Consider the following 25,368-nt stretch of genomic DNA (forward strand, 5'->3'; position numbering starts at 1 on the left):
GGGGAAGTATTCGCGCTGGGCTGACGGCCTGGGGTCATGCGGTTCTCCTGGTGGGTCTCGCCGGGCGGCAAACGCTCCGGCGGGCGGCGGCCGCCCTGAAAAAGGCGGCGAAGAGGAAAGGGCCGGAGCATCGGCGAAAGGGACAGCAGGAGGCTGACTTTCGAGTAGTGTCCGGCGGCCGGAGCGAACGCGCAAGGCGCGGTCCGGTGCACAAGGGCGGAAGGCGGAAATGCCTGCATCGCTGTGGGACAGTTTCTTCGGGACGGGCGTGGCCCGTGCCGGCTACTCGAAGATCAGAAACATGGCTTCTACCCTAACAGACGCTCTCCTGCGCAGTTTCCCATTACGCTGCAAGGGGAACTACTCTGGCCAGTTATGGAGTCCGCACACTATTTCAGCTCATCCCCCGCCGGCCCGTTTACCCGCAAGCCGCTCACGGTTGAACTGGCAGGGGAAACGCGCAGGCTGCAGACTTCAACCGGGATCTTCAGCCCGGACGGCATCGACAAGGGAACGGCGGTGCTCCTCGCCGAGGTCCCTGCCCCGTCGCCCGCGGGCAACCTGCTGGACATCGGCTGCGGCTGGGGTCCGATCGCTCTGACCATGGCCCTGCAGGCGCCGCATGCGCAGGTTTATGCGGTGGACGTCAACGAACGCTGCATCGCCTTGACCAACGAGAATGCGGCGGCACTGGGGCTGTCCAACGTGGTTGCCAGCACACCCGATGCCGTGGATCCTGATGTGCGTTTCGACACTATCTGGTCCAATCCGCCCATCCGGATCGGCAAGGACGAGCTGCATTCCCTGCTGAAGCTGTGGCTGCCCCGCCTGGCACCGGGTGGAACTGCCTGGCTTGTGGTGCAGAAGAATCTTGGCTCGGACTCGCTGCAGCGGTGGCTCGCGGCGGAACTGGATGATTCCTTTGCCGTGAGCCGGGAATCAACCTCCAAGTCGTTCCGGATCCTGAAGGTCAGGAAAGCGTCCCTGTCGCCACAATAACGGCGGGCCCGCTGAGCTCGACGTGTTCATGCCCGCCGGGGCCTGCGAAAAACTTGACGCCCACCACTCCGCCGGGGACGTGCACGCGCCAGGTGTCGGGGGCTTCCGCTCCCGCCCAGTGCCGGATGGCCACGGCGGCGGCGCACGCGCCAGTACCGCAGGACTGCGTCTCCCCCACACCGCGTTCGTGGACGCGCATGGTGACGGATCCGACGCCGTTGTGCACCAGCGGTTCGGACGGAACCACAAACTCCACGTTGGTGCCGTTGGCGGGGACGGGGTCCACTGCCGGGGGCGTATACAGCCGGGTCCCTGCCAGTTCCGAGAGTTCTGCGAGGGCAACCACGGTGTGGGGGTTGCCCATGCTGACGGACAGTGCGGGGCGGGGAACTTCCAGCCCGTCGGCCGTCACCAGCGAATCCATGGCTTTGGCGGTAGCCTCGCCGGGGAAGATGAACTCCCACGGGCCCATGTCGACGGCGTAATCCTCGCCTGTCCGCACCACTGTTTTGGCGCCGGCGCGGGTGCCGATGGTGAGTGCGCCGCCGTCGGGCAGGTCAACCAGGCCCTCCGTGCGCAGGAAGTGCACAAAGACGCGGACGCCATTGCCGCACATCTCGGACAGTGACCCGTCGCCGTTGCGGTAGTCCATGAACCATTCAGCATCAGGGATGGCAGCAAGCAGTTCCCGGCCCTCCGGAAGGAATCGGGACGGGACCGCCCGGATCAGGCCGTCGCCGCCGATGCCGCGGTGCCGGTCGCACAGGGCGGCCACCTGCTCAGCGGCTATGGTGTGTTCGCCCTCGGGATCGGCCACGAGGACAAAATCGTTGCCGGTGCCGTGGCCCTTGGAGAAGCGGAGCCCGCCCAGCGTGCGGAAGGCGTGCGCGGTTGACTCGGCAAGGGTTGCATCCATGGTGTCAAGGGTACCGGCCGGGAAGGGCAGGCCCGAAACCGGGAGTTTTTGTCCAGATACGCTGGCTTCCGGCGGCTGGAACCCTGCATATGTGGACAAAAACTCCTGTGCGGAGCGGTCGTTAGCTGCGGAGCGGTCGTTAGCTGCAGAGGGCGGCCGCGCGGGACGTCAGTTCGGGGTCCTGCCAGTCCAGCCAGGTGATGCGCGGGTCGGCACGGAACCAGGTGAGCTGGCGGCGGGCGAACTGCCGGGTGGCCACGATGGTTTCTTCGGCGGCCTCGGCGACTGTTGTGCCGCCGTCGAGCACGCGCAGGAACTGTGCGTAGCCGAGGGCACGGGGTGCCGTTTTGCCCTGCCGGAGGCCTTGGGCTTCGAGCCGCTCAACTTCGGCGAGCAGGCCATCGTCCACCATGCGGTGCACCCGAAGGGCCAGCCGCACGCGCAGCTGCTCGCGGTCGACGCTCAGCCCGATCTGCACCGCAGGCTGGACGTACTCGCGCTGCGGCATAAAGGAACTGAACGGGCGGCCTGTGAGCTGATGGACCTCCAGTGCGCGGATGATGCGCCGGTTGTCGGCGAGGCGGCCGGCGGACACCGGATCGACGGCCTGGAGCCGGGCGAGCAGCGCCTCCGCACCGTGGGCTGCCAGGTCATCCTCGAGCTGCTGCCGGACTGCCGGGTCCGTTCCAGGGAATTCCAGGACGTCCAGCGCGGCCCGTACGTACAGTCCGGAACCGCCGGCAAGGATGGCACGTTTGCCGCGTGAATGTATATCCGCGATGGCGGCCCTCGCCTGCTCCTGGAACTGGGAGACGCTGGCCTCCTGGGTCACATCCAGGATGTCCAGGAGATGGTGCGGTACTCCCCTGCGTTCGGCCAGGCTGATTTTCGCCGTGCCGATGTCCATGCCCCGGTAGAACTGCATGGCATCGGCGTTGATCACTTCGCCATCGAGTTCCAGCGCCAGGTTGACGGCAAGGTCGGACTTGCCTGAGCCGGTGGGACCGACGACGGCGATAACGGGCTGGGTGCCCACCGTCAGCTGGTGCGCACGGGCAGGGAGGGCATTCCGAGGGACACCCCGGTCCGGCCGCTGCCGTTGCCGCTGCCCGGGGCGGGAACGCCGCAGGAATCGGCTTGCGACCTGTCCCAGGCGTCTCCGGCGCGGGACCGGCGAAGGCTGTAGTCCTCAAGGGTTGGATCGGCTACGAGGTGGAAGGCGGCAGCCTCCGTGATGGTGACCGTGACGAGGTCGCCCGGACGCGGTGCCGGCGCGCCGTCAGGTACGGAGAAGTGCACCAGCCGCTGGTCCCGGGACCGGCCGGAGAGCCGGTGGGTTTCCCCGGCCTTGCGGCCGGACTGGGCGGTGACCATAACCTCCACCCTGCGACCGAGCTGCTTCCGGTTTTCCTCTGCGGCGATGCGGTCCTGCAGCGCAGTAAGCCGTTCGAACCGCTCCTGCACCACGGCCTTGGGCATCTGGTCCGGCAAGTCGGCGGCGGGGGTCCCCGGGCGCTTTGAGTACTGGAAGGTGAAAGCTGTGGCGAAACGGGACTTTTCCACCACGTCCAGGGTGGCCTGGAAGTCTTCTTCAGTCTCACCCGGGAAGCCAACGATGATGTCCGTGGAGATCGCGGCGTGAGGAATCTTCTCCCGGACCTTGTCCAAAATCCCGAGGAACTTCGTGGACCGATAGGAACGCTTCATGTCGCGCAGGACTTTGTCCGAGCCCGACTGCAGCGGCATGTGCAGCTGCGGCATCACGTTGGGCGTCTCAGCCATGGCGTCGATGACGTCGTCCGTGAAGGCGGCCGGGTGGGGGCTCGTGAAGCGCACACGCTCGAGCCCTTCAATGTCGCCGCAGGCACGCAGGAGTTTCGAGAAGGCCTGCCGGTCGCCGAACTCCACGCCGTAGGAGTTCACGTTCTGGCCCAGGAGGGTGACTTCGATGGCACCGTCGTCAACGAGGGCCTGGATCTCCGCGAGGATGTCGCCGGGACGGCGGTCCTTCTCCTTGCCGCGCAGGGACGGAACGATGCAGAACGTGCAGGTGTTGTTGCAGCCGACCGATATGGAAACCCAGCCCGAGTACACGGAGTCGCGCTTGGTGGGCAGGGTGGACGGGAACACGTCCAGGGACTCCAGGATTTCCAGCTGCGCCTCGTGGTTGTGCCGGGCCCGTTCCAGCAGGGCAGGCAGGGCTCCGACGTTGTGCGTGCCGAACACGGCGTCCACCCACGGAGCCTTTTTCAGGATTGTTTCGCGGTCCTTCTGCGCCAGGCAGCCGCCCACCGCGATCTGCATCCCCGGGTTGGCGGCCTTCACCGGGGCGAGGATGCCGAGGTTGCCGTAGAGCTTGTTGTCGGCGTTCTCCCGCACGGCGCACGTGTTGAAGACCACCACGTCAGCCTGGCCGCCGTCTGCCGGCACGTAGCCGGCATTTTCCAGCATTCCTGCCATGCGCTCGGAATCGTGCACGTTCATTTGGCAGCCGAAAGTACGGACCTCGTAGGTGCGGGACTTCGGGGCCAGGTTGTCCGGAGCGGCGACAGCCTGGGCAGCGTCAAGGTCCGGTGAAGCGCCGCCTGATGAGGCGTCGGGGCCGGAAAGTGGGGAGGGAATGGTCAAACTCACCTGTTAAGGGTACCGGTTCACCGGCTCGTCATGATCTGGAGCCGCCCGGGCGTCCAGGACCTCGGCGACAATGCGGAAGGCCTGCGACGGCTGGTAGCCCTTCCGTGCGAGCATCGACGCAAGCCGGCGCGTGGCCTTATCCCGCTCTGCCCGGTCTGCCAGGTCAACGCCGGACCGCAGCTTCCGCTCCACCAAGCTCCTCGCGGCCGCCTCCTCATCGGCGTCCGAGATCTGCTCCAGGGCTGCCTCGGCGGCCTCCTGCTGGACACCTTTTTCCGCGAGTTCCCGCCGGAGCGCGCCCTTGGCCAGCTTCCGGGACTGCGAACGGCTCCGGACCCAGGTGTCAGCGAAATCGGCGTCGTTGACAAGGCGGGCTTCCTCGAACTTGTCCAGTACCGCCTCGGCAACATGCTCCGGAATGTTCCTCTCGGCAAGCTTGCGGGCCAGTTGAAGCCTGCTTTTCGCCGATGCGGCCAGCTGCCGGTACACAATGTTCCGGGCCACCGAAAAGGGATCCGGCTCGGCGTCCTCCGCGGCGGGTGAGTCCGGATCCGGCCCGTCCTGGAAGGCATCAGCAGAAAAGACAGCGCGCCGCCCGCCGGTCCTGGACCGGCGGGGACGCGCTTCATCAGTACCGTTCAAGAGTTAGAACCCGTCAACGGCCTTCAGCTTCGGGGAGTCCTTGGACTCGGCCTCTGCGGGCTTCACACCGACGCCCAGCTTTTCCTTGATCAGGCGCTCCAGCTCAGCGGCCAGCTCCGGGTTGTCGCGGAGGAACCGGCGGGAGTTTTCCATACCCTGGCCCAGCTGGTCACCGTCGTACGTGAACCAGGAGCCGGACTTCTTGATGATGCCATGCTCAACACCCATGTCGATGATGCCGCCCTCGCGGGAGATGCCCTGGCCATAGATGATGTCGAACTCGGCCACCTTGAAGGGCGGGGCCATCTTGTTCTTGACGATCTTGGCCTTGGTACGGTTACCGACCGAATCCGCGCCCTCCTTGAGGGTCTGGATGCGGCGGACGTCGATACGGATGGAGGCGTAGAACTTCAGGGCCTTACCACCGGTGGTGGTTTCGGGGGAACCGAAGAAAACGCCGATCTTTTCACGAAGCTGGTTGATGAAGATCGCCGTGGTTTTGGTCTGGCTCAGGCGGCCGGTGATCTTACGCAGGGCCTGGCTCATCAAACGGGCCTGGAGGCCCACGTGGCTGTCGCCCATGTCGCCTTCGATTTCGGCCCGGGGCACCAGGGCCGCGACGGAGTCGATGACGATGACATCCAGGGAACCCGAACCGACCAGCATGTCCATGATTTCCAGGGCCTGCTCACCGGTGTCCGGCTGGGAGACCAGGAGCGCGTCCGTGTCCACGCCGAGCTTGGCGGCGTACTCAGGGTCCAGGGCGTGCTCGGCGTCGATGAAGGCGGCAATGCCGCCCTGGCGCTGGGCGTTGGCCACGGCGTGCAGTGCCACGGTGGTTTTACCGGAAGATTCCGGACCGTAGATCTCCACCACGCGGCCGCGGGGAAGGCCGCCAATTCCCAGTGCCACGTCCAAGGCAATGGAGCCGGTAGGGATGACCTCGATGGGAGCCCGGACTTCGTCACCGAGCCGCATGACTGAGCCTTTACCGAACTGCTTGTCGATCTGGGCCAGCGCTGCTTCGAGCGCTTTTGCACGATCCGGGGCTGCCGCCATGGTTCACACCTCTAATGCTTTCTCGCTTTGGAGTGGCCTCAGCGGCCGTTTATTGGTCATCTCTGACGCTAATGGGACCCACTGACATTCCGGCCGGAGGACGGCGGCTATGTGGATAACCCGCTAGGAAAAGCATAGCTTTACCCGAACAGGTATTCGAACAACAGCCCGGCGTGTCAGACGGATCCGGTCTATTCGGCCCGGGGCTTGATGTCCCGGCCAAGCCGGCGCTCGGCGGGAACGTCCTGGACGTCGCAGACCGCCAGCCATACCTTGCGGGGCTCCACTCCTGCGGCCAGCGCCTGGTCCGCAGTCCGGCCGCCCACTCCCGCAAGAACAAGGGTGCTGCTGAGGACCCGCGAGTAGCCGGCGCCAAATTCGTCGTCCATAAGTCGCCAATAGTCGCTGATTCGCACCCGTTGAGTCTCTCATGATCCCGGACCCTAGAATTGTTGCCATGAGCAACTCCCCTGCCGCCCCGACCCCCGATGGCCGCGACGACGATGACCTGGTGGATGCCGCCCTGCAAAACGTCGAGCACCAGATCAGCGTCTTCTGGCGGCGCGCACGGGCCATCTCCAACCAGCTCTCCCGCCAGGTCCATCCGGACATGGAGCCGGCTGCCTACGGTCTGCTGACGGTGATCCGGCGGGAGGGCCCCATCCGGCTCACGGACCTGGCCATGAACATCGGGGTGGGCAAGCCGTCCGTCAGCCGCCAGATTGCGTTCCTGGAAAGCATCGGGCTGGTGTCGAAGGAAGCCGACCCTCTGGACGGACGTGCCCAGGCCATCCGGCTCACTCCCAAGGGCGAGGAAAAGATGCACCAGGTCCAGGACGCGCGCCGCGAGGTCTTCCGGGAGCGGCTCGGCGAATGGCCGGTGGAGGACTTGCAGGAACTTGCCCGGTTTATCGCCAAGCTCAACGCAACCTATGAGCGCGACGGTTTCGCGCAGGACATTTAGGCCCAAACCCTCGAGATCCAAACCGCAAATACACCGGACAAGCACGGGGCGTGCCGGCCATGCGCCGGCTCCAGGAAGCTGCGCCCGGAAACACGGAAAGCCCCCGGCGGGCTGCCGGGGGCTTCGCGTGCAGGATTCCGCCGTATGGCGGATCAATCCTTACCGGGCGCCGGAAAGGAGGCCGGTTGAAAGTTCGTCGTTGAGTTCGTTGTTCAGGTCGCGCTCAAGGTCGCGTCCGTAACGCTGGGAGAATTCCTGCGGTACGGTGTCCGGGACGGCTACGCCTTCGGCTACTGCCACGCGGTCACTGACCTCGCGGAGCATGCTGGACAACGGGACGTCCAGGGCCGAGCAGATCGAGGACAGCAGCTCGGAAGATGCTTCCTTCTGGCCGCGCTCCACTTCACTGAGGTAACCCAGGGACACGCGGGCGCTGTGCGAAACCTCACGAAGGGTTCGCCCCTGACGCTGGCGAACATCGCGCAGGACATCACCGATTTCGTGACGAAGTACTACCATCTTGCGCTCCTTCTGTTCGCTCTTAGCCTGATCGGCGAGGCCCACATCCTTCCAGCGGACAACGCCGTTTACGGATACGGGCTGCTTTACCATCTGTATCGCCTTGCTCCTCGTTAAGTCCGGTTTGCCGTGAAGCGAACCGTTGGTGTTTTTATCCTAGGCGCCTCCGCTATCCGGAAGCGACACAATGTAATAACTAATCGGTACCGGCTTTTGTTCCCGCCAACTTTACAGTCGGGTAACTTCAGGAAGCCAGGGCTTCGATCAACCGTTCCAGCGCAGCCCCGCAGGCCTGCCCCCGGATCTCGGCCCGGTTACCCGAAAACACGTACTCGTAACCGTTTGTTCCCGCTGCCGTGGCGATGCCGATGTAGACAGTTCCCACCGGCTTTCCGTCGTGCGCTTCGGGCCCGGCAACGCCGGTGGTGGAGATGCCGATATCGGCTCCCAGTGCCGTGCGCGCACCGTCAGCCATGGCTGCGGCCACACCGATGTCAACGGATCCGACCCTTGACAGCAGTTCCGCGGAGACGTTCAGCACGTCCGCCTTGACGGAGTTCTGGTAGGCCACCACGCCGCCCTGCAGCATTCCGGAAGCGCCGGGCGTGTCGGCGAGGACCGCGGACACCATGCCCGCAGTGAGCGATTCCGCCGTTGCAACGGTGCGTTTTAGCTCCATGGCCTGCCGGACTGCCTGCTCAGCCAGATGGTGAAGCGAGAGATGCTGCTGGTTGGTCATACCGGATCCTGTCCGCTGGTGGTTCCCTGGACTTTGCCCTTGGCCCGCAGGCGCACAGCCTCGACCACATACTCGACGCCGGTCCAGACGGTGATGGCTACGGCCACCATCATGACGGCGAACGCCACCCAGGTGAGCCACGGTGCAATGGCGCCCAGCGGGAGCAGGTACAGGAAGATGGCCGCCGTCTGGACCACGGTTTTGAGCTTGCCGCCCCGGGAGGCGGGGATGACGCCGTAACGGATGACGAAGAAGCGCAGGGCAGTGACGCCCCATTCACGCACCAGGATCACCAGGGTGGCCCACCAGGGCAGCTCGCCGAGCACGGACAGCATCACCAGGGCAGACCCAATGAGCAGCTTGTCCGCGATGGGGTCGGCGATCTTGCCGAAGTCGGTCACGAGGTTCCGGCTCCTGGCGATGTCGCCGTCGAGCTTGTCAGTGTAAATCGCGACGGCGAACGCGGCCGCCGCTGCCCAGCGCCAGGGCCCGGACTGGCTGTCGAGGCCGGGCGCGTCGGCGATCAGGAACCAGACGAAGAACGGCACCAGCGCGATGCGGAGCATGGTCAGGACGTTGGGAAGGTTCCAGACCCCGGCACGGCTGGAGCCGGCGGCGGTTGCATCGGTGCTAGTCACCTTTCTAGGCTACCGTCTCCGCCCTAGCGGCCCGTGAGGGACCAGGCGTCCTCGGACCCGTCCTCGTCGTCGTACCCGCCGGGCGGGGAGTCGGAGCCGTCGTAATATTCCACGTTCTGCTTCCGCTGGTCCAGGTCCGCGGCCACCAGGTCTTCGGCATACCCGCCCTGGGCGATGTTCGCGTTGGCGTTGTCGCTGAGCGCAGCAGTCTGAGCATCGGGTGCGGCCGGCGCCTCTTGGCCCTTCATGGCGGCCAGGACGGGGGCGAGATCGTCCGGTTTCACCAGCACGTCGCGGGCCTTTGAGCCTTCCGAGGGGCCCACCACGCCGCGGGATTCGAGCAGGTCCATCAGGCGGCCGGCCTTGGCGAAACCCACGCGCAGCTTGCGCTGCAGCATGGACGTGGAGCCGAACTGCGTGGTGACCACCAGTTCGGTGGCCTGCAGCAGCACCTCGAGGTCGTCCCCGATGTCGTCGTCGATCTGCTTCTTGGGCGCCTCCGCCGCGACGTCGTCCCGATAGCTGGCCTGGAGCTGTCCCTTGACGTGCTCCACCACCTTGTGGATTTCGGACTCCGTGACCCACGCGCCCTGGACACGCATGGCCTTGGACGCACCCATGGGCAGGAAGAGGGCGTCGCCCTGGCCGATGAGCTTTTCGGCACCGGGCTGGTCCAGGACCACGCGGGAGTCCGTGACGGAGGAGGTGGCGAACGCCATGCGGGAGGGTACGTTGGCCTTGATGAGGCCGGTGACCACGTCCACCGACGGCCGCTGGGTGGCCAGCACCAGGTGGATACCGGCGGCGCGTGCCAGCTGGGTGATGCGGACGATCGAGTCTTCGACGTCGCGCGGAGCCACCATCATGAGGTCCGCCAGCTCGTCCACGATCACCAGCAGGTAGGGGTAGGGACGAATGACCCGTTTGGAATCCACCGGTGGCTGGACCTTGCCGGCGCGGACGGCCTTGTTGAAGTCGTCGATGTGCTTGAAGCCGTAGTTCGCGAGGTCGTCATACCGGGCGTCCATTTCGCGGACCACCCACTGGAGGGCTTCGGCGGCCTTCTTCGGGTTCGTGATGATGGGGGTGATGAGGTGCGGGACGCCTTCGTAGGCGGTGAGTTCCACCCGCTTCGGGTCCACCATGACCATCCGCACCTCGTCCGGGGTGGCGCGCATGAGGATGGACGTGATCATGGAGTTCACGAAGGAGGACTTACCGGCACCCGTGGCACCGGCGACGAGCAGGTGGGGCATCTTCGCCAGGTTGGCCACCACGTAGCCGCCCTCGACGTCCTTGCCCACGCCCATCACCATCGGGTGGTCCGTGCGGCGGGCGTTCTGGCTGCGGAGCACGTCGCCCAGGGATACGGTTTCGCGGTCCGTGTTGGGGATCTCAATGCCGATGGCGGATTTTCCCGGAATGGGGCTGAGGATGCGCACATCACTGGAGGCCACAGCGTAGGAAATGTTCTTGGACAGGGCGGTGACCCGCTCCACCTTTGTTCCCGGCGCCAGTTCGATCTCATACCGGGTGACAGTGGGGCCGCGGCTGAAGCCCGTGACGGTGGCATCGACATTGAACTGCTGCAGGGTGTCCGTCAGGGCAGCGACGACGGCGTCATTGGCTTCCGTGCGCTCCTTCGGGATGGAGCCGGGCGTGAGATAGTCCGACGCGGGGAGCGTGTACGTGACGTCGCCGGCCAGGGACAACTGCTCGGTGCGCTGCGGGATGGGAACGGGCGGGGGTGCGGGAGCCACGGGGTTGGAGGGCACGGTGGGTGCGGCGGCCGGCTTGCTGCCGGCAGCCGCCATTCCGGGCGTGACCATGGGGATTGCCTCGGTGGCGTTGTCCTGGCCCGCCGCTGCGGCGCTGCCCAGGCCCTGCGCGGCCTTGATCTTTTCGACGGCGATCTCCGCCTGGGTGGGACGGCGGACACCGGGGGCCGGACGCGGCGGCTCCGGCTCGTCGTCGTCGATGACGGCATGCTCGAAGGCTTCGTCGCCCACATAGCCTTCCAGGCCGGCGTCGGACTCCTCATCCTTGCCGAAGAAGCGGCGCTTCTTCTTTTTCGGCGCCGCAGGCGCCGTCCGCTCCAGGTAGCTTCGGTCGTGGCGGTTCCCGTCCTCCTCCTGCAGGTCGATGCCCATCAGGTGCTCATAGGCGCCGCGCAGCCGCCGAGGGATGGCGCCGAACGGCGTGGCAGTGATGATGAGCAGCGATACAAAGGCCAGCAGCCCGTAGAGCACCAGGGGCACGGCCGGATGGATCGCGGCCAGCGGGGAGGCGCCCAGGAAGCCCAGCATCCCGCCGGCCTGGCGCAGACCGTCAAAGCCCTGGGCAACGGTGGGCTGACCGCCGATGATGTGGGCCAGCCCGCAGCCCGCAAACGTCATGATGAGGAAGCCGATCCCCACCCGGTTGTTGCCGCGCCCGTCCGAGGGCTGGCGGAAGAGCCGGAATGCACAGACAAAGAGCATCAGGGGAAGCAACAGTGAGATCCAGCCGAACGTCCCGTTCACCACGCTGTAGACGGCGTCGGGGAACCAGCCCGTCAGGCCCCACCAGGCGAAGGTGGCAATGAAGATGCCCAGGGCGAGGTTGAACAGGGCGGCGCCATCGCGGCGGTCCTCGGCCGGGAGGTCGCTGACGTCATGGCCGATGCGCCGCACTCCCCCGCCCACCAGGTGTCCGATGCCCAGCCACGCGCCGCCTACCACCCGCAGCAGCCACGGCTGGTGCTCTTCGACGGCGGGAAGCTGGCGTGTCCTGGCCGTGCTGGTGCGCCCGGACCTGGCCGGAGATTTTGCTGCCGTGGAGCCGGAACTGCGGCCGCCGGCTTTGCTGCCGGAGCTGGCCTTGCTGGATCCATTGGGCGCGGAAGTAGTACGAGTGGCCATAGTAGCCACGGTACCGGAACCACGCCGGTTTCCCGGGGATTTGGAGCCCGGCTATCCCCCTGGATCAAAGCAGGGGGCAGGACTCGTTAAGCGGTTGCGGCCCGTACTCCTGATGCGGAGTACGGGCCGGAGCCAGTGCGGGGCTCTACGCTTCGAGGACCACGGGGATGATCATTGGCTTGCGGCGGAGCTTGCGGTTGACCCAGGTGCCCACTACCCGGCGGACCACCTGCTGAAGCTGGTGGCTGGTGTGGTCCGCGTGGTTCAGGACGGCTTCTTCCAGCGCTGCATTGATCTTGGGGATGATGTCATCAAACACGGAATCGTCCTCGGCCACGCCGCGGGCGTGGATTTCCGGCCCGGAGACTACCTTGCCGGTGGTGCGGTTGATCACGGTGATGATGGAGATGAAGCCCTCGTCGCCGAGGATGCGGCGGTCCTTGAGGTCGGCGTCGGTGATTTCCCCCACGCTTGACCCGTCCACGTAGACGAAGCCCACTTCCACCTGTCCCACGACATCGGCGCGGTGGTCCTTCAGGTCGATCACGGTGCCGTTGTCCGCGAGGATCACGCTGGCTTCCGGGACCCCGGATTCGATGGCGATCTTGCCATTGGCGATCAGGTGCCGGGTCTCGCCGTGCACGGGCATCGCGTTGAGCGGCTCGAGGATGTTGTAGCAGTACAGGAGTTCGCCGGCCGCGGCGTGGCCGGAGACGTGGACCTTGGCGTTGCCCTTGTGGATGACATCTGCGCCGAGTTTCAGCAGCCCGTTGATGATGCGGAAGACGGCGTTTTCGTTTCCCGGGATGAGGCTGGACGCCAGGATGACGGTGTCGCCGTCACCCACCACCACGCGGTGGTCGCCGTTGGCCATCCGGGACAGCGCCGCCATCGGCTCACCCTGCGAGCCGGTGGACATCAGGACCACGCGGTTGTCCGGCAGATTGTCGATGTTCTTGATGTCCACGATCAGGCCCGGCGGAACATCCAGGTACCCCAGCTTTTCCGCGATGGCCATGTTCCGGACCATGGAGCGGCCAACAAAAGCCACCTTGCGGTTGTGCTTCGCGGCAGCGTCCAGGACCTGCTGGACCCGGTGGACGTGCGAGGAGAACGAGGCCACGATGATGCGCTTGGAGGCCTGGCCGAAGAGCCGCTCCAGTGTGGGGCCGATTTCCTTTTCCGCCGTGGTGAAGCCCGGGACGTCCGCGTTGGTGGAGTCCGACATAAAGAGGTCAACGCCCTCCTCGCCGAGCTTGGCGAAATGCCGGAGGTCGGTGATGCGGCCATCGAGCGGAAGCTGGTCCATCTTGAAGTCGCCAGTGTGCAGGACGGTGCCGCCTGCGGTGCGGATGAAGACGGCCAGGGCGTCAGGAATCGAGTGGTTGACGGCTACGAATTCGCACTCGAAGGGGCCGAACTTCTCTACCTGGCCCTCTTCCACGGTGAGCGTGTAGGGCCGGATGCGGTGTTCCTGCAGCTTCGCTTCAATCAGGGCAAGGGTCAGCTGGGAACCCACCAGCGGGATGTCGTTGCGGAGGCGCAGCAGGTATGGGACAGCACCGATGTGGTCCTCGTGGCCGTGGGTGAGGACGACGGCCACGATGTCATCCAGCCGGTTCTCGATGTACGAGAAATCAGGAAGGATCAGGTCAACGCCGGGCTGGGTTTCCTCCGGGAAGAGGACGCCGCAGTCGACGATCAGCAGCTTGCCGTCGATCTCGAACACGGCCATGTTCCGGCCGATCTCCCCCAGTCCGCCAAGCGGAACGATCCGCAGCGTGCCGTTGGGCAGGCGCGGCGGGGTGACAAGGCCGGTCAGGGCGATTTGGGTCATATTGCACTACTTTCCAGGCGGAAGGGTGCCGGTCGTCGTCCTCAGGAGTAGACCAGCCCCGCTTCCGCCAAATCCCCGCGGATGGTTTCGATCTCGGCTTCGTCCGGCTCCACGAGGGGCAAACGGACAATCGAGTTGGGCAGGACTCCCTGCCATTTAAGAATCTGCTTGGCCGCGACGGCCCCCTGGACCCGGGTCATGGTTGCGCGGACCACCGGCTGGAGTTCAAAGTTGATCTTCCGTGCGGTGCTGAGGTCGTTCGCATTCACGGCGTCAATGAGTTCGCGGAAGCGGCGGGTGGCCACGTGGGTGGTGACGCCCACCAGGCCGACGGCGCCCAGCGCCATCCACGGCAGGGTCAGTCCGTCGTCGCCCGAGTAGAAGAGCAGGTCCGTCTCGCTCATAACGCGGGTGGCGGCCACGAAGTCGGCCTTGGCGTCCTTCACCGCAACGATGTTGGGGTGCTGCGCCAGCCGGATCATGGTCTCGGGCTCGATGGCAATGGAGGACCGGCCGGGAATGTCGTAGAGCATCACGGGCACGTCGGCGGCCGAGGCGATGGTCTCGAAGTGGGCGCGCAGACCGGACTGGCTGGGCTTGTTGTAGTAAGGGGTCACCAGCAGGATGCCGTCGACGCCGAGCGCTGCGGCCTGCCGCGAGAGGTGCACCGAGTGTGCGGTGTCGTTGGTGCCGGTACCGGCGATGATCGCAGCACGGCCGCCCACGGCTTCCTTGACCGCTCGGAACATGCCGAGGTTCTCTTCGTCGGTGAGGGTGGAGGTTTCACCCGTGGTTCCGGTGACCACCAGGCCGTCGCAGCCGTCGTCGACGAGTTTGGTGGCCAGTTCCGCCGCCTGCTGGTAATCCACTGAGCCGTCCTTGGAAAACGGCGTGACCATGGCGGTCAGGAGGGTACCGAGGGCAGGGATGTGCGCGGAAGTGTCAGCCATGGAAAAAACGTTACCCTGTCCATGGCTGGTTAGGACAATAGGACGGGCGTGATGAACGTCAAATAGCGGTTTCCGCTCCGGGCCACGGAGATTTGCCCTGAGATTTACTTCCGGAACTTTTCAAGCCGGCTGCGCTGCAGGACTGATGAAACCACTTCGGTGCCGGTCCCCGCGGCCTGCCGCAGGGGAAACCCGTCCGGCCCCCAGAATCCGCTCAGCCCGCACGATTCGCCTGACGGACTCCTGCCGCCAAGGTTGGCCAGCGCCGTGAACATCCGGTTGTCCATGGCGCGGGCACCGAGGTGGAGGGCAAGGCGGTGCTCTTCCTCTTTGGTGTACAGCGCTGACACGCAATAAAGATCGGCTCCGGCGGCGGCAGCGTCCCCGGCATGCGCGGGCATGGAGGTATCCAGGCAGAGCGCCAGCGCAACGTGCCATCCGTCCACCTCGACGAGCGTCGGCCCCTCCCCCGGCGTGAAGAGCTCGCGTTCAGGCCCGTGCAGGTGCGTCTTGAAAGCCGCCTCGGTGGCGCCGTCCGGGTGGACGGCAACCGACGCAAGCCGGGGCGTGCCGTCGGGTTCGCGAAGGACCGCCCCCACCACGGCAGTGATGCCCGTCCGGCGGCAGATCTCGCGGACATCGCCCAGCCGCGTGTCATCCGGCACGAGCCACGAGTCAGGCTGGCCGAGGAGATCCAGCCGGTAGCCCGTCAGGGAGAGTTCCGGGAAGACCACCAGGCGGGCGCCGTGGTCGTCGGCATCCTCGATAAGGCGCACGTGCTCCGCAGCGTTGGCCGGGATGCCTCCGTCCAGCGGCCGGTACTGGATGACGGAAACAGGAAGGGTGTCGGACACGCCTCCATCCTAGGCATGCCGGGGCTACACAGGCCCGGGCTGGCAGTACCTGCCCACCGCTGCCTGCCGCAGCCCTTCCGCCCACGTGGCGAGGCGTTGGGCTGCACGGACGTAGTGGAACAGCTCCACGGGCGTCAGGGCGTCGATGTCCGTCTCGGCCAGGCGCCGGGCGAGCTCGGCCCCCTCCGGCTGGGCGGACAGGCTGATGCCTTCCTGCTCCCACTGCGTGTCCTCGGGAGTCTTTCCCGTCACCAACTGGCGGAAGAGGTAATCAACCACTCCGGGACTCATGGCCTTCAGCGGCCCGGCGTGGCGGGACTCGGATGCGGGGGCTCCGGATGCCGGGACTCTGGATGATGGCGTTTGCATGCCGTTCATATTATTCGAACACATATTCGAATACAAGGGACTTCTTTGACAGTGCCGGCACAGCCGGATGTGAGACGATCTGGGCATGACCTCCCGTAATGCCGCCGCTTCCGCCAGGACGTCTCCCGGCCGGTCCGCCCCGGCCCGGCTGCACGGCATCGACGCGGCCCGCGGGCTGGCGCTGCTGGGCATGATGGCCACCCACCTGCTTCCCACCTTCGAGTCGAACGCCAACCTCACCCCCACCTGGATCGGCCTGACCTTTTCGGGCAGGGCGGCTGCCCTCTTCGCGGTCCTGGCAGGGGCGGGCCTTGCCTTATCCACGGGAAAGCACAAGCCGCTGCAGGGTCCCGAGCTGTCCGGCGCCCGCCGCGGCGTGGCGCTGCGCGCCCTGGTGATTGCCGCCGTCGGACTCAGCCTGGGCGGCCTGGAAGTGAACCTGGCCATCATCCTGGTCCATTACGCAGTGCTGTTCCTGTGCGTCCTGCCGTTCCTCGGCCTGCGGCTGAAGGCGCTGTGCGCCTGGGCGGCCGGCTGGATCCTGTTGTCCCCGGTGCTGGCATACCTGCTGCGTCCGTGGCTGCTGGCCGCGAACCCGCCGCTCAAGCTGGGCCACAATCCTTCGTGGGAGGATCTGTCCACTCCCGGCCGGCTCCTGGCCGATGTCTTTCTGACGGGCTATTACCCCGTCTTCCAGTGGCTGTCCTACCTTTTGGTGGGGCTCGTCGTCGGCCGCCTGATGCTGCACAAGGCGCTGGTGCCCTGGGTGCTGCTGGCGGGCGGCACCATCGTGGCGGTTGCGGCCAAATCTTTGGGGACCGCGGCCATGGAGGACTGGGGCGGCCGCGCGGCCTTGGAGAAGGTACTGAATTCGCCCGGCTATCCGCTGGACAGTGTCCTCCAGGTCAACCTGACGGGCATTCCGCAGGAGGGTTCGTGGTGGTGGCTGGCGTCGGCGGCACCCCACTCGGCCACCACCCTGGACCTGCTGCACACGTCGGCGGTGGCTGTGGCGGTGATCGGGGCGTTCCTGCTGTTGGGCAGGCTGGCCGATTGGGTGGCCCTGGACCTGCTGCTGCCCCTGCGCGGCGCCGGCGCCATGACACTGACCCTGTACTCCGTCCACGTCTGGGTGGTTTCGGGGTTCTACCTCAAACCGCTTCCGGCCGGCTGGACGGAGGACGCCATGTACTTCGCCCACGCCGCGTCTGCGGTGATCATCGGCATGGTGTTTGTGCTGCTCAAGTGGCGCGGGCCGCTGGAGTGGGTGGGGCACGCTGCAAACCAGGTGGGGCGGGGCGGTCCCAAAGCCATCCGGTAGGCGTACTGCTAGGCCGGAACGTTGCTCCGGAAGAGCTTGACGGCATCACGCATGGAAGCGCGGGCACGCTTGCGGTCGCCAGCGGCATCGTAGGCGCAGCTCAGCCGGAACCAGGAACGCCAGTCCTCTGGGGCCGCTTCAGCTTCGGCCCGGTACTTCTCGAATTCGGCATCGGCGGCGGACCGGACGATGCGGCCGGCGGGCGTCCTGGGCAGTTCGTCGACGGGAAGCCCGCCTTCGGCTTCGAGGACTTTTGCCATCTGTTCGGTGCGGGCGCCAAACATCAGCTCGCGGACCAGCGCCCAGGCTCCGATCACCGGCAGCACCAGGTAGGCCGCCCCGATGGCCACGGCGGCGGGGTTGCTGTCCGTCAGCAGCAGGACCGAACGCTGGAAGGACACCACCAGGTAGAAGACCAGGAGCAGTGTGACCGCGCCCACCCAGATCTTGGTGCGGTTTTTCCGGAAACCCGCCACCAGCCCTGCCATGGCCTACAGCCCCAGGTCCAGGTAGCCGTCCAGGCCCACCGTGAGTCCCGGGTGCTCGGCCACCTTGCGCAGGCCAAGGAGCACGCCGGGCATAAAGGAGGCGCGGTCGAAAGAATCGTGGCGCAGCGTCAGTTGCTCGCCGGCGCCGCCCAGGAGGACTTCCTGGTGGGCCACCAGGCCGCGGAGGCGCACGCTGTGGACGCGCACGCCGTCGACCTCGCAGCCGCGGGCACCGGCCAGTTCGCTGGTGGTGGCATCGGGGCTTGGCGGCACCTGGGCGGCAGCGCGCTCGGCGGCGATGAGCTGTGCGGTGCGGACGGCGGTGCCGGATGGCGCGTCCACCTTGTCCGGGTGGTGCAGTTCGATGATCTCCACGGACTCAAAGTATTTGGCTGCCTTCGCCGCAAAGGCGGAGGCAAGGACCGAGCCAAGGGCGAAGTTGGGGGCAATCAGCACGCCCGCTTCGGGCTGGCCGGCCAACAGGTCCTCCAGGGCGGACAGCTTCGCGCTGTCCCAGCCGGTGGTGCCCACCACGGCGTGGATGCCGTGCTCGACGGTGAAGCGGACGTTCGCCTCGGTGCTTTCCGGCACCGTCAGGTCCACCACAAAACGGGCGCCTGCAGCCGTAATCTGGTCCAGCGAGTCGCCGCGGCCCAGGGCCGCGACGAGCTTCATGTCCGGCGCGGCTTCGATGGCTTTTACGGCTTCAGCGCCCATGCGCCCGTTCGCGCCCAGCACGGCAACGGGCATGGGAGCGGAGAGTTGTTCGGTCATGCCGTTAAGCCTACCGGTGGCCTTGAGCCGTACGGGAACCGGGGACTGTGCGTTACCTCGCACGGGCAGGCTGGAAAGCCCCGGGTACCCGGGAGTTGGGGTGCAGGATCAGCTGCCCGCTCCCACCCATTCCACGGTTCCGTCGGTAAAAAACTGTTCCTTCCAGATGGGAACCTGTTCCTTGATCCGGTCCACCAGTTCGGAACACACGGCAAACGCCTGGCCGCGGTGGGCCGCGGCCACGGCGCACACGAGCGCAGGGTCCCCGATCTCAAGCATGCCGATCCGGTGCGCGGCCCAGATCCGCACCGGCTGTGCAGACCCGCCGCCTGGGGCAGCGGAATCGACCGCCGCGGTCTGTTCAGCTGCCAGCCGGGCTACGACGTCGGCCATCACCTGGTGGGCGGTGGGGTGCGCGCTGTAGCTGAGGCGCTCAACGGCCTTGCCGCCGTCGTGGTTGCGCACCACGCCGCTGAAGCTGACCACCGCACCTGCGGTGTCGCTCTCCACCGCCGCGATGGCCTGGTCAACGGAGATGGGCTCCGCGCTGAGGACGGCGTTGACTACCTCGAATGATGTTTCAGTGCCCATGTCCGCCTTCCAGCTGGTCGCAGAGGTGCCCGATCACCGGGTCCAGGACGGTCAGTCCGTCCATGACCCCTTTGGGTGATCCGGGCAGGTTGATGATGAAGGTATGGCCCGCGGCGCCCGCGTAGCCACGGCTCAGCGCCGCCAGCGGGGTCTTTGCGGCCCCTGCCCGGCGGATCGCTTCCATAATGCCGGGAATTTCGCGGTCCAGGAGCGGCAGAGTCACGTCCGGGGTGCGATCGTCCGGGCTGAGGCCCGTTCCCCCGCTCGTGATAACGACGGCGGGATGCTGGGTGAGGAGGGCGCGGATCGCCGCGCCCACTGGCTCGCCGTCGGGCACCACCATGGCGGGGAACACGTCAAAGCCGTGTTCGGTCAGCCAGTCGGTGATCACGGGGCCGGTTTCGTCGTCGTAAATCCCTGCGGCGGCCCGGGTGGAGGCGATAACGACGCCGGCCTTCCGGCCCTGCACGTCGCCGTGCCGGTGCGGCTCGGGAGCGTTGAGCGTACTGGAAGTGCTCACAGTGTCCAATCCCCGCTCTTGCCGCCGCTCTTGGCCACCACTTTGATGTCGTTCAGGACCGCATGCTTGTCCACGGCCTTGATCATGTCGTAGACGCTGAGTGCCGCGACGGAAGCCGCGGTGAGGGCTTCCATTTCCACACCGGTAACGCCGCGGGTCTTCACAGTGGCCAGGATGGACACGGATTGCGGGGCGAGGTCAAAGTCCACGGTGACTTTGGACAGCGGAAGCGGGTGGCAGAGCGGGATCAGTTCGGGGGTCTTCTTGGCGGCCATGATTCCGGCCACCCGTGCCACCGCGAGCGCGTCCCCTTTGGGCAGTCCGCCGGAACCGAGCAGTGCCATGACCTCTGCGGTGGTCTGGACCGTGGCGGTGGCGGTGGCTTCGCGGGTTGTTTCGGCTTTGGCGGAGACGTCCACCATCTGGGCGCTGCCGTCCTGGCGCAGGTGCGTCAGCGAGGGAGATTGTTCTGCATTCACAGCATCCATACTTCCACCTCTGCCCCTGCCTCGAGCGCGGCCACTCCCTGAGGGACGTGGACCAGCACGTTCGAGCCCGCGAGCGCATGCATCAGGTGTGAGCTTTCGCCGCCCAGGAGCTCGACGGTCCCGTCGGGCGTGAGCGTGCCCCGGCGGACCTGGTGCTTCTGTTCCGGAGACGTGAGGGGTTGTCCGAGGCGGGCGCGAAGGGGAAATCTTGGCGCCGGAGTGCCGAGCAGGCGGCCCAGCACCGGGCGGAGGAACATTTCAAAGGACACCAGGCAGCTGACCGGGTTGCCGGGGAATCCCAGGAAGGGGCGCCCCTCGAAGGTCCCGATCCCCTGCGGCCCGCCCGGCTGCATGGCCACGTGCAGGAATTCAACGGGCTGGTCTTCCATCGCCTGCCGGACTACCTCGTAGGCCCCTTTGCTGACCCCGCCGGTGGTGACGATGAGATCCACCGCCGCACCCTCGGCACGAAGCAAGCCGCGAAGCTTTTCGGGGTTGTCGGTGACGATGCCGGCCCGGCGCACCTCCAGGCCTGCCTGCCGCATGGCAGCTTCCAGGAGCGTGCCGTTGGAGTCGTAGATCTTTCCGGCGGGAAGGTCCTGGCCGGGTTCCACCACTTCGTCCCCCGTGGTGACCAGCAGGACCGTCACGGCCCGGTAGACGGTCACTTCCGGGATGCCCAACGCGGCGAGCAGTCCCAACTGGGCAGGGCCGAGGAAAGTGCCCGCTGCCAGGGCCGTCTCACCGGCCCGCACATCGCTGCCGGTTTCCCGCACGTAGGTGCCGGGCGCCGCCTCAGGAAGCCTGACCGTTGCCTGTTCCGTTGCCTCTTCGGTGTGCGGCAGGAAACGGTCCGGTACGGCCCGCTCAATGGGGACGACCGCGTCGGCCCCCTCGGGGAGCATGGCTCCGGTCATGATCGGGGCGGCTGTGCCGGGCTGGAGGGCGTCCGGACTGGCACCGGCGGGAACGGGAGGCATCACGCGCAGTTCGCCGCCGCCGTCGGGCAGGTCCGCCGAACGGATGGCATAGCCGTCCATCTGGGAGTTCGGGAACGGCGGCAGGCTGATGGGGGCGGTAACGTCGCCCACCAGGCCCCGGCCCAGTGCCTCGCGCAGGGGCAGAACTTCGGTCCGGTGAGGTGACCGGAGCGGCTGCAGCAGTTCGGCGACGGCGGCCGCGTGCTCGGCCACGGACCGCGCCTGGTGGCGGTGGTGCTTTTCCTGGTGCGGCGTTTGCTGGGGGTTTCCGGGCTGTGATGTTCCGGACTGGGACGTCCCGGACAGCGACGTTCCGTGCGGTTGCGGGCTGGTCATGGTTCCGCCTTCAGTAGCCATCAGGGTTGCACGTCCACTCTAATCGTGTGGAACCCGGTAGCTCCGTCCGGGGCCACCGGCCTGCGTTGTTTGTCCTGCACCTGGCCCGCGAGATCCGTGGCCCGGACCTGGACCTCGTACTGGCCTTCGGTCAGCTCCACGCCCAGCGTCCACTGGTACCAGGTGTCCAGCGAGATGCCTTCGGCCAACTGTGCCTGCTGCCAGGGGCCCCGGTTCACGCGGAGCTCCACCTTCCCGATCCCCGTGTGCTGTGCCCAGGCAACCCCGCCGAACATCACCGTTCCGCGCTTCACGGGCCTTCCACCGCGTGGCACGTCGATCCGTGCTGACGTTTTGATGGGACCGCGCTCAGACCAGCCGCGGGGAGTCCAGTAGGCGACGTCGTCGGCGAACCGGGTGACCTTCAGCTCCGTCACCCATTTGGTTGCCGAGACATAGCCGTAGAGCCCGGGCACCACCAGCCGGACGGGAAATCCGTGTTCCAGGGGAAGCGGCTCGCCGTTCATCCCAACCGCAAGCAACGCATCCCGGTTGTCGGTGAGGACCTCAAGCGGGGTGCCGGCAGTCCAGCCGTCCGTGCTGCGCGAAAGCACCATGTCCGCGCCGGGTTGGGGCCCGGCCAGTGCCAGCAGTTCCCGGACGGGCCAGCCCAGCCAGCGCGCATTGCCGATCAGGTCCCCGCCCACTTGATTGGACACGCAGGCGATGGTCACGTGGCGTTCGAGAAGGGGTTTGGCCAGGAGGTCGGCGAAGGACAGCTCAATCTCCCGGTCAACCATCCCGATAACTTTCAGCACCCACGTGTCCGGGTCGATGGAAGGAACAGTGAGCGCGGTGTCGATGCGGTAGAAGTCAGGATTGGGAGTGACCAGGGGTTGCATTCCGTCCAGGCCTGCCTCCGCCCCGGAGGGAATGGGCGGCGCGGCTGATGCGGGTGCCGGCAAGGCCACTCGGCTCCTCGCTTCACTGACGGCCGCTGCGGCGCTGCGCCAGAGCGATGCCAGCGCGCCGCCGACAACTGTGAAGGCGGCTCCGCCTGCCAAGACTTGGAGGAAGCGACGGCGGGCTGGCGCGGCTTCGCCCGTTGCCTGGGGTTCGCCACGTGCCACATGAAGGGGGTCCCACTCCTGCAGCCGCCGGATCAGGAATCTGAGCATTGCTCCCGCCACGACGGCGGTGACTATGGGCAGCACCATGGCGTTGAAGGTGACCTGGGCGCGGGTCAGAACGGCGAGCAGGCCCACCAACCCGAAGAATCCGATAACAGTGACGCCGGCAAAGCGGCGGCCGTCCTCCACAACTCCCGCCAGTGCGGCCAGTGCCGCAATGACCAGGGCCATCCCCACCAGGAGCGCCGCCTTGTCCGCCGTCCCGAACAGCGCCACCGCCCAGTCCTTCACGCCAGGAGGAACGGCATCGATAACGGCGCCGCCAACAGCTGTCACCGGCGACAACGCCGGGCTGAACACACCAGCCAGGAGCTCCCCCAAAACCAGGGCGCTGCCCACGGCAATGGCGCCGGCAGCGGCGGCCAGCCAGACGCGTTGCGCCGCCCTGGGCCCCTTCGGCAGACCCGATCCCTTCTGCAGGGAAGGCGCCGGCTGCTGCGGCTGCAGGGTTCCTGACCCGGGCGGCAGCGAAGCTGAGGGAGGCCCGGGAAGCCGCGTCCCGCCGTCGTGCGCTGCAGGCTGTGGCTGGGAGCTGTTCACACCTACAGCTTAGGTTCGCCGGCCACCCGCGGCTCCGGTCCGGGGCCGCAGATTATCCTGCCGCCGCCCGGACGGTCGCAGGTGTGATGCAGAGCCCATAGTGGCGTAGCCTGAATTCATGAGTGTCCAGCTAGGCATACCGCAGCCACGGGAAGATGCAGCCGCAGGGCTGCCGTCCGTCCCCGCTGCGCGCCCCGCCGATGCCCCGGCCGGGCTGGCCGACCGGTACGGCCGCCGCGCAACGGACATGAGGCTTTCCCTGACGGATAAATGCAACCTTCGCTGCACCTACTGCATGCCTGCCGAGGGCCTGGAGTGGCTGGCGAAGCAGGCCGTGATGTCGGCGGAGGAGATCGTCCGGATCGTGCGTATCGGCGTCGAACAGCTGGGCGTCCGCGAACTGAGGCTTACCGGAGGTGAACCGCTGGTGCGGCACGACCTCGTGGACATCATCGCCTCGCTCCGCAGCAACCATCCCGATCTGCCCATCTCCATGACCACCAACGGTGTGGGCCTGGCAAAGAAGGCGGCCGCGTTGAAGGCGGCAGGCCTGACCCGGATCAACGTGTCGCTTGACTCGCTGCATGAGGAGACCTTCACCAAATTGACCCGGCGGCCGTTCCTGGACCAGGTGCTGGCCGGCGTGGACGCGGCCTGGGCTGCAGGCCTTGGCCCGGTTAAGCTCAATGCGGTCCTCATGCGCGGCATCAATGATGCCGAGGCGCCGTCGCTGCTGGCGTGGGCGCTGGACCGGGGCTACGAGCTGCGGTTCATTGAGCAGATGCCGCTTGACGCTGACCATGGCTGGACGCGGCGGAACATGATCACGGCGGCGGAGATCCGCTCCCTGCTGTCGGGTGACTTTGTCCTGAGCCCGGATCCGCGCGCCCGCGATGGTGCCCCTGCGGAACGCTTTGAGGTACGACGGCGGGTGGCCGGGTCTGGTGCGGGCCCCCTGCTGGGGACCGTGGGCATCATTGCCTCCGTGACTGAACCGTTCTGTTCGGACTGCCGCAGGACCCGGATCACTGCCGAGGGCAAGATCATGAGCTGCCTGTTTTCGCGTGAGGAGTTCGACCTGCTGGGCCTCCTGCGCTCGGGTGCCGGCGATGAAGCCCTTGCGCAGCGGTGGCAGGACGCCATGTGGATCAAACCCAAAGCCCACGGTATGGACCACGTGGGACTTGACGCTCCGGACTTCGTCCAGCCGGACCGCAGCATGAGCGCCATCGGGGGCTGAATCTCTTGAACGTACGTTACTTCGCTGCCGCACGCGCTGCTGCAGGGGTGGAGGAAGAGCGCTTCGAACTGGCGCCGGGCGCCACTGTTGCCGACCTGCTGGAGGCGGTCCTTTCCGTGGAGCGGCCTGAGCCTCCTGCCGGGACTCCCCCGCTGGCCCGTCTCCTGTCGCGGAGCAGTTTCCTGCTCAATGAGGTGGCGGTGCGGGATCAGACCGTTGTCCTGAACGCCGACGACGTGGTGGACGTGCTGCCTCCGTTTGCCGGGGGCTAGGAGTACTGCTCCTCGCGGTGGTTCGCACTCGCGATAGTGCCGTGGCCGTTGGAATGCCCTCCTCCGTGCCAGCTCCGGAAATGTCAGTGCCTCGCTGGATGATGCTGGCATGGGACACAGCACGGGAAGCTCGGAAATCAACGCGGACCCCCTGCTTCCCGCCGCGCCGACTGCGCCGGTCCGCACCTCAGCCGACGCGCCTCGGAATGTCAGTGCCTCGATGGATGATATCCGTATGAACACGGGCGCAGGAGACAAGCAAATGGGCGCGGCAACGCTGTTCCCTGACCAAGAACCTGCGCCTGCTGTGCCAGTCCGGAAGGTGTCAACGGAAGCTGCCCATCCGAATGTCAGTGCCTCGATGGATGATCTTGGTATGGGAAACGGAGCAGGCACGGCCGCGGCGATGGAGGGCATTCACTCCTCCGCTGCCCGGCTTGAGGCGCTGTTCCTCGAAGATAACTGGCTGGAATCTGGGACCGGCGCCGATGGCGCTCCTGGTGGCGGCGCTGTTGTGGATGTGCTGCAGCGCCGGTATGAGATCCGGCTGGAGCGGTTGGCGGTAACGAAGCAGCTGGAAGCCCAGATCTCCGCCGTCAAAGCCCGGG

The 25,368-nt window shown here is 66.6% G+C and carries 26 protein-coding genes and 1 pseudogene; 6 read left to right on the forward strand and 21 right to left on the reverse strand.

Annotated features, from left to right (window positions below; all coding sequences use genetic code 11):
* Positions 1-375: 375 nt before the first annotated feature.
* The gene (locus ARTSIC4J27_RS13170) at positions 376-999 is read left to right on the forward strand and encodes a class I SAM-dependent methyltransferase (protein WP_050055657.1); all 624 of its coding nucleotides are present in this window, start codon (positions 376-378) and stop codon (positions 997-999) included.
* On the opposite strand, the gene dapF is transcribed toward ARTSIC4J27_RS13170, so the two are convergent.
* The 6 genes from dapF to ARTSIC4J27_RS13200 form a co-directional block, all read right to left on the reverse strand.
* Positions 971-1,915, reverse strand: a complete 945-nt coding sequence (gene dapF / locus ARTSIC4J27_RS13175; RefSeq protein ID WP_050055679.1) for a diaminopimelate epimerase — start codon at positions 1,913-1,915, stop codon at positions 971-973. The two genes, ARTSIC4J27_RS13170 and dapF, sit on opposite strands and share 29 nt — an antisense overlap.
* Before the next feature lie 139 nt (positions 1,916-2,054).
* Positions 2,055-2,951 (reverse strand): tRNA (adenosine(37)-N6)-dimethylallyltransferase MiaA, encoded by an 897-nt coding sequence (gene miaA, locus ARTSIC4J27_RS13180; RefSeq protein ID WP_050055658.1) that lies wholly within the window; start codon positions 2,949-2,951, stop codon positions 2,055-2,057.
* A 2-nt stretch (positions 2,952-2,953) separates the two neighbouring features.
* Complete coding sequence (miaB, locus tag ARTSIC4J27_RS13185; protein WP_407681133.1) at positions 2,954-4,549, reverse strand: tRNA (N6-isopentenyl adenosine(37)-C2)-methylthiotransferase MiaB; 1,596 nt, start codon at positions 4,547-4,549, stop codon at positions 2,954-2,956.
* 3 nt (positions 4,550-4,552) lie between these two features.
* Positions 4,553-5,053, reverse strand: a complete 501-nt coding sequence (locus tag ARTSIC4J27_RS13190; protein WP_050055681.1) for a regulatory protein RecX — start codon at positions 5,051-5,053, stop codon at positions 4,553-4,555.
* Between the two features lie 141 nt (positions 5,054-5,194).
* Positions 5,195-6,250, reverse strand: a complete 1,056-nt coding sequence (recA, locus tag ARTSIC4J27_RS13195; protein WP_013600556.1) for a recombinase RecA — start codon at positions 6,248-6,250, stop codon at positions 5,195-5,197.
* 191 nt (positions 6,251-6,441) lie between these two features.
* Entirely contained in the window at positions 6,442-6,666 is a 225-nt protein-coding gene (locus ARTSIC4J27_RS13200) for a DUF3046 domain-containing protein (RefSeq protein WP_050055659.1), read from the reverse strand.
* Between the two features lie 41 nt (positions 6,667-6,707).
* Between ARTSIC4J27_RS13200 and ARTSIC4J27_RS13205 the strand changes: the two genes are divergently transcribed.
* Complete coding sequence (locus ARTSIC4J27_RS13205; RefSeq protein ID WP_050055660.1) at positions 6,708-7,214, forward strand: MarR family winged helix-turn-helix transcriptional regulator; 507 nt, start codon at positions 6,708-6,710, stop codon at positions 7,212-7,214.
* A 159-nt stretch (positions 7,215-7,373) separates the two neighbouring features.
* On the opposite strand, the gene ARTSIC4J27_RS13210 is transcribed toward ARTSIC4J27_RS13205, so the two are convergent.
* The 8 genes from ARTSIC4J27_RS13210 to ARTSIC4J27_RS13245 all read right to left on the reverse strand — a co-directional run bounded on the left by ARTSIC4J27_RS13210 (position 7,374) and on the right by ARTSIC4J27_RS13245 (position 16,020).
* Positions 7,374-7,826 carry a helix-turn-helix domain-containing protein gene (locus tag ARTSIC4J27_RS13210; protein ID WP_050055661.1) on the reverse strand — a complete coding sequence of 151 codons (453 nt, stop codon included), beginning with the start codon at positions 7,824-7,826 and terminating at the stop codon, positions 7,374-7,376.
* Positions 7,827-7,977: 151 nt separating this feature from the next.
* Positions 7,978-8,472, reverse strand: a complete 495-nt coding sequence (locus tag ARTSIC4J27_RS13215; protein WP_050055662.1) for a CinA family protein — start codon at positions 8,470-8,472, stop codon at positions 7,978-7,980.
* Positions 8,469-9,110, reverse strand: coding sequence for a CDP-diacylglycerol--glycerol-3-phosphate 3-phosphatidyltransferase (pgsA, locus tag ARTSIC4J27_RS13220; RefSeq protein ID WP_050055663.1), 642 nt, complete (start codon positions 9,108-9,110; stop codon positions 8,469-8,471). The genes ARTSIC4J27_RS13215 and pgsA overlap by 4 nt, the downstream gene beginning before the upstream one ends.
* 23 nt (positions 9,111-9,133) lie before the next feature.
* Complete coding sequence (locus ARTSIC4J27_RS13225; RefSeq protein WP_050055664.1) at positions 9,134-12,010, reverse strand: FtsK/SpoIIIE family DNA translocase; 2,877 nt, start codon at positions 12,008-12,010, stop codon at positions 9,134-9,136.
* A 145-nt stretch (positions 12,011-12,155) separates the two neighbouring features.
* Complete coding sequence (locus tag ARTSIC4J27_RS13230; protein WP_050055665.1) at positions 12,156-13,847, reverse strand: ribonuclease J; 1,692 nt, start codon at positions 13,845-13,847, stop codon at positions 12,156-12,158.
* 41 nt (positions 13,848-13,888) lie between these two features.
* Positions 13,889-14,797 carry a 4-hydroxy-tetrahydrodipicolinate synthase gene (gene dapA, locus ARTSIC4J27_RS13235; protein WP_050055666.1) on the reverse strand — a complete coding sequence of 303 codons (909 nt, stop codon included), beginning with the start codon at positions 14,795-14,797 and terminating at the stop codon, positions 13,889-13,891.
* Positions 14,798-14,901: 104 nt separating this feature from the next.
* Complete coding sequence (locus tag ARTSIC4J27_RS13240) at positions 14,902-15,651, reverse strand: carbon-nitrogen hydrolase family protein (RefSeq protein ID WP_050055667.1); 750 nt, start codon at positions 15,649-15,651, stop codon at positions 14,902-14,904.
* Between the two features lie 24 nt (positions 15,652-15,675).
* Complete coding sequence (locus ARTSIC4J27_RS13245; protein WP_235436667.1) at positions 15,676-16,020, reverse strand: hypothetical protein; 345 nt, start codon at positions 16,018-16,020, stop codon at positions 15,676-15,678.
* An 85-nt stretch (positions 16,021-16,105) separates the two neighbouring features.
* On the opposite strand from ARTSIC4J27_RS13245, the gene ARTSIC4J27_RS13250 reads away from it, so the two are divergent.
* On the forward strand, positions 16,106-17,341 hold the full coding sequence (locus ARTSIC4J27_RS13250) for a heparan-alpha-glucosaminide N-acetyltransferase domain-containing protein (protein ID WP_050055668.1): 1,236 nt from the start codon (positions 16,106-16,108) through the stop codon (positions 17,339-17,341).
* Positions 17,342-17,349: 8 nt separating this feature from the next.
* Here the strand turns inward: ARTSIC4J27_RS13250 and ARTSIC4J27_RS13255 are convergent, their stop codons facing one another.
* From ARTSIC4J27_RS13255 to ARTSIC4J27_RS13285, 7 genes are all read right to left on the reverse strand, one after another.
* Complete coding sequence (locus ARTSIC4J27_RS13255) at positions 17,350-17,829, reverse strand: hypothetical protein (protein ID WP_050055669.1); 480 nt, start codon at positions 17,827-17,829, stop codon at positions 17,350-17,352.
* A 3-nt stretch (positions 17,830-17,832) separates the two neighbouring features.
* Positions 17,833-18,603 carry a 4-hydroxy-tetrahydrodipicolinate reductase gene (dapB, locus tag ARTSIC4J27_RS13260; protein WP_050055670.1) on the reverse strand — a complete coding sequence of 257 codons (771 nt, stop codon included), beginning with the start codon at positions 18,601-18,603 and terminating at the stop codon, positions 17,833-17,835.
* Between the two features lie 108 nt (positions 18,604-18,711).
* Positions 18,712-19,194, reverse strand: coding sequence for a molybdenum cofactor biosynthesis protein MoaE (locus ARTSIC4J27_RS13265; protein ID WP_050055671.1), 483 nt, complete (start codon positions 19,192-19,194; stop codon positions 18,712-18,714).
* Complete coding sequence (locus tag ARTSIC4J27_RS13270; RefSeq protein WP_050055672.1) at positions 19,184-19,714, reverse strand: MogA/MoaB family molybdenum cofactor biosynthesis protein; 531 nt, start codon at positions 19,712-19,714, stop codon at positions 19,184-19,186. The genes ARTSIC4J27_RS13265 and ARTSIC4J27_RS13270 overlap by 11 nt, the downstream gene beginning before the upstream one ends.
* Positions 19,711-20,202, reverse strand: coding sequence for a cyclic pyranopterin monophosphate synthase MoaC (moaC, locus tag ARTSIC4J27_RS13275; RefSeq protein WP_050055673.1), 492 nt, complete (start codon positions 20,200-20,202; stop codon positions 19,711-19,713). The genes ARTSIC4J27_RS13270 and moaC overlap by 4 nt, the downstream gene beginning before the upstream one ends.
* Positions 20,190-21,518: a molybdopterin molybdotransferase MoeA gene (locus ARTSIC4J27_RS13280; protein WP_235436669.1), complete on the reverse strand. Its 1,329-nt coding sequence runs from the start codon at positions 21,516-21,518 to the stop codon at positions 20,190-20,192. The genes moaC and ARTSIC4J27_RS13280 overlap by 13 nt, the downstream gene beginning before the upstream one ends.
* A 20-nt stretch (positions 21,519-21,538) precedes the next feature.
* Positions 21,539-23,053: a molybdopterin-dependent oxidoreductase gene (locus ARTSIC4J27_RS13285; protein WP_167344678.1), complete on the reverse strand. Its 1,515-nt coding sequence runs from the start codon at positions 23,051-23,053 to the stop codon at positions 21,539-21,541.
* Between the two features lie 313 nt (positions 23,054-23,366).
* Here ARTSIC4J27_RS13285 and moaA point away from each other — a divergent pair, with 313 nt between their 5' ends.
* The 3 genes and pseudogenes from moaA to ARTSIC4J27_RS22195 form a co-directional block, all read left to right on the forward strand.
* On the forward strand, positions 23,367-24,488 hold the full coding sequence (moaA, locus tag ARTSIC4J27_RS13290) for a GTP 3',8-cyclase MoaA (RefSeq protein ID WP_200900827.1): 1,122 nt from the start codon (positions 23,367-23,369) through the stop codon (positions 24,486-24,488).
* Positions 24,489-24,493: 5 nt separating this feature from the next.
* Positions 24,494-24,760 carry a MoaD/ThiS family protein gene (locus ARTSIC4J27_RS13295; protein ID WP_050055674.1) on the forward strand — a complete coding sequence of 89 codons (267 nt, stop codon included), beginning with the start codon at positions 24,494-24,496 and terminating at the stop codon, positions 24,758-24,760.
* Between the two features lie 376 nt (positions 24,761-25,136).
* Positions 25,137-25,368, forward strand: a pseudogene (locus ARTSIC4J27_RS22195) (HNH endonuclease signature motif containing protein); the annotation flags it as partial.

This window comes from Pseudarthrobacter siccitolerans (genome assembly GCF_001046895.1).
In the GTDB taxonomy this organism is placed as follows: Bacteria; Actinomycetota; Actinomycetes; order Actinomycetales; family Micrococcaceae; genus Arthrobacter; species Arthrobacter siccitolerans.

Bases quoted from the DNA above. Each gene is read 5' to 3' on its own strand.
- ARTSIC4J27_RS13170 (WP_050055657.1), top strand. From the start codon at position 376: ATGGAGTCCGCACACTATTTCAGCTCATCCCCCGCCGGCCCGTTTACC.
- dapF (WP_050055679.1), bottom strand. From the start codon at position 1,915: ATGGATGCAACCCTTGCCGAGTCAACCGCGCACGCCTTCCGCACGCTG.
- recA (WP_013600556.1), bottom strand. From the start codon at position 6,250: ATGGCGGCAGCCCCGGATCGTGCAAAAGCGCTCGAAGCAGCGCTGGCC.
- ARTSIC4J27_RS13205 (WP_050055660.1), top strand. From the start codon at position 6,708: ATGAGCAACTCCCCTGCCGCCCCGACCCCCGATGGCCGCGACGACGAT.
- ARTSIC4J27_RS13210 (WP_050055661.1), bottom strand. From the start codon at position 7,826: ATGGTAAAGCAGCCCGTATCCGTAAACGGCGTTGTCCGCTGGAAGGAT.
- ARTSIC4J27_RS13215 (WP_050055662.1), bottom strand. From the start codon at position 8,472: ATGACCAACCAGCAGCATCTCTCGCTTCACCATCTGGCTGAGCAGGCA.
- ARTSIC4J27_RS13225 (WP_050055664.1), bottom strand. From the start codon at position 12,010: ATGGCCACTCGTACTACTTCCGCGCCCAATGGATCCAGCAAGGCCAGC.
- ARTSIC4J27_RS13230 (WP_050055665.1), bottom strand. From the start codon at position 13,847: ATGACCCAAATCGCCCTGACCGGCCTTGTCACCCCGCCGCGCCTGCCC.
- dapA (WP_050055666.1), bottom strand. From the start codon at position 14,797: ATGGCTGACACTTCCGCGCACATCCCTGCCCTCGGTACCCTCCTGACC.
- ARTSIC4J27_RS13245 (WP_235436667.1), bottom strand. From the start codon at position 16,020: ATGCAAACGCCATCATCCAGAGTCCCGGCATCCGGAGCCCCCGCATCC.
- ARTSIC4J27_RS13250 (WP_050055668.1), top strand. From the start codon at position 16,106: ATGACCTCCCGTAATGCCGCCGCTTCCGCCAGGACGTCTCCCGGCCGG.
- ARTSIC4J27_RS13255 (WP_050055669.1), bottom strand. From the start codon at position 17,829: ATGGCAGGGCTGGTGGCGGGTTTCCGGAAAAACCGCACCAAGATCTGG.
- dapB (WP_050055670.1), bottom strand. From the start codon at position 18,603: ATGACCGAACAACTCTCCGCTCCCATGCCCGTTGCCGTGCTGGGCGCG.
- ARTSIC4J27_RS13265 (WP_050055671.1), bottom strand. From the start codon at position 19,194: ATGGGCACTGAAACATCATTCGAGGTAGTCAACGCCGTCCTCAGCGCG.
- moaC (WP_050055673.1), bottom strand. From the start codon at position 20,202: ATGGATGCTGTGAATGCAGAACAATCTCCCTCGCTGACGCACCTGCGC.
- ARTSIC4J27_RS13280 (WP_235436669.1), bottom strand. From the start codon at position 21,518: ATGACCAGCCCGCAACCGCACGGAACGTCGCTGTCCGGGACGTCCCAG.
- moaA (WP_200900827.1), top strand. From the start codon at position 23,367: ATGAGTGTCCAGCTAGGCATACCGCAGCCACGGGAAGATGCAGCCGCA.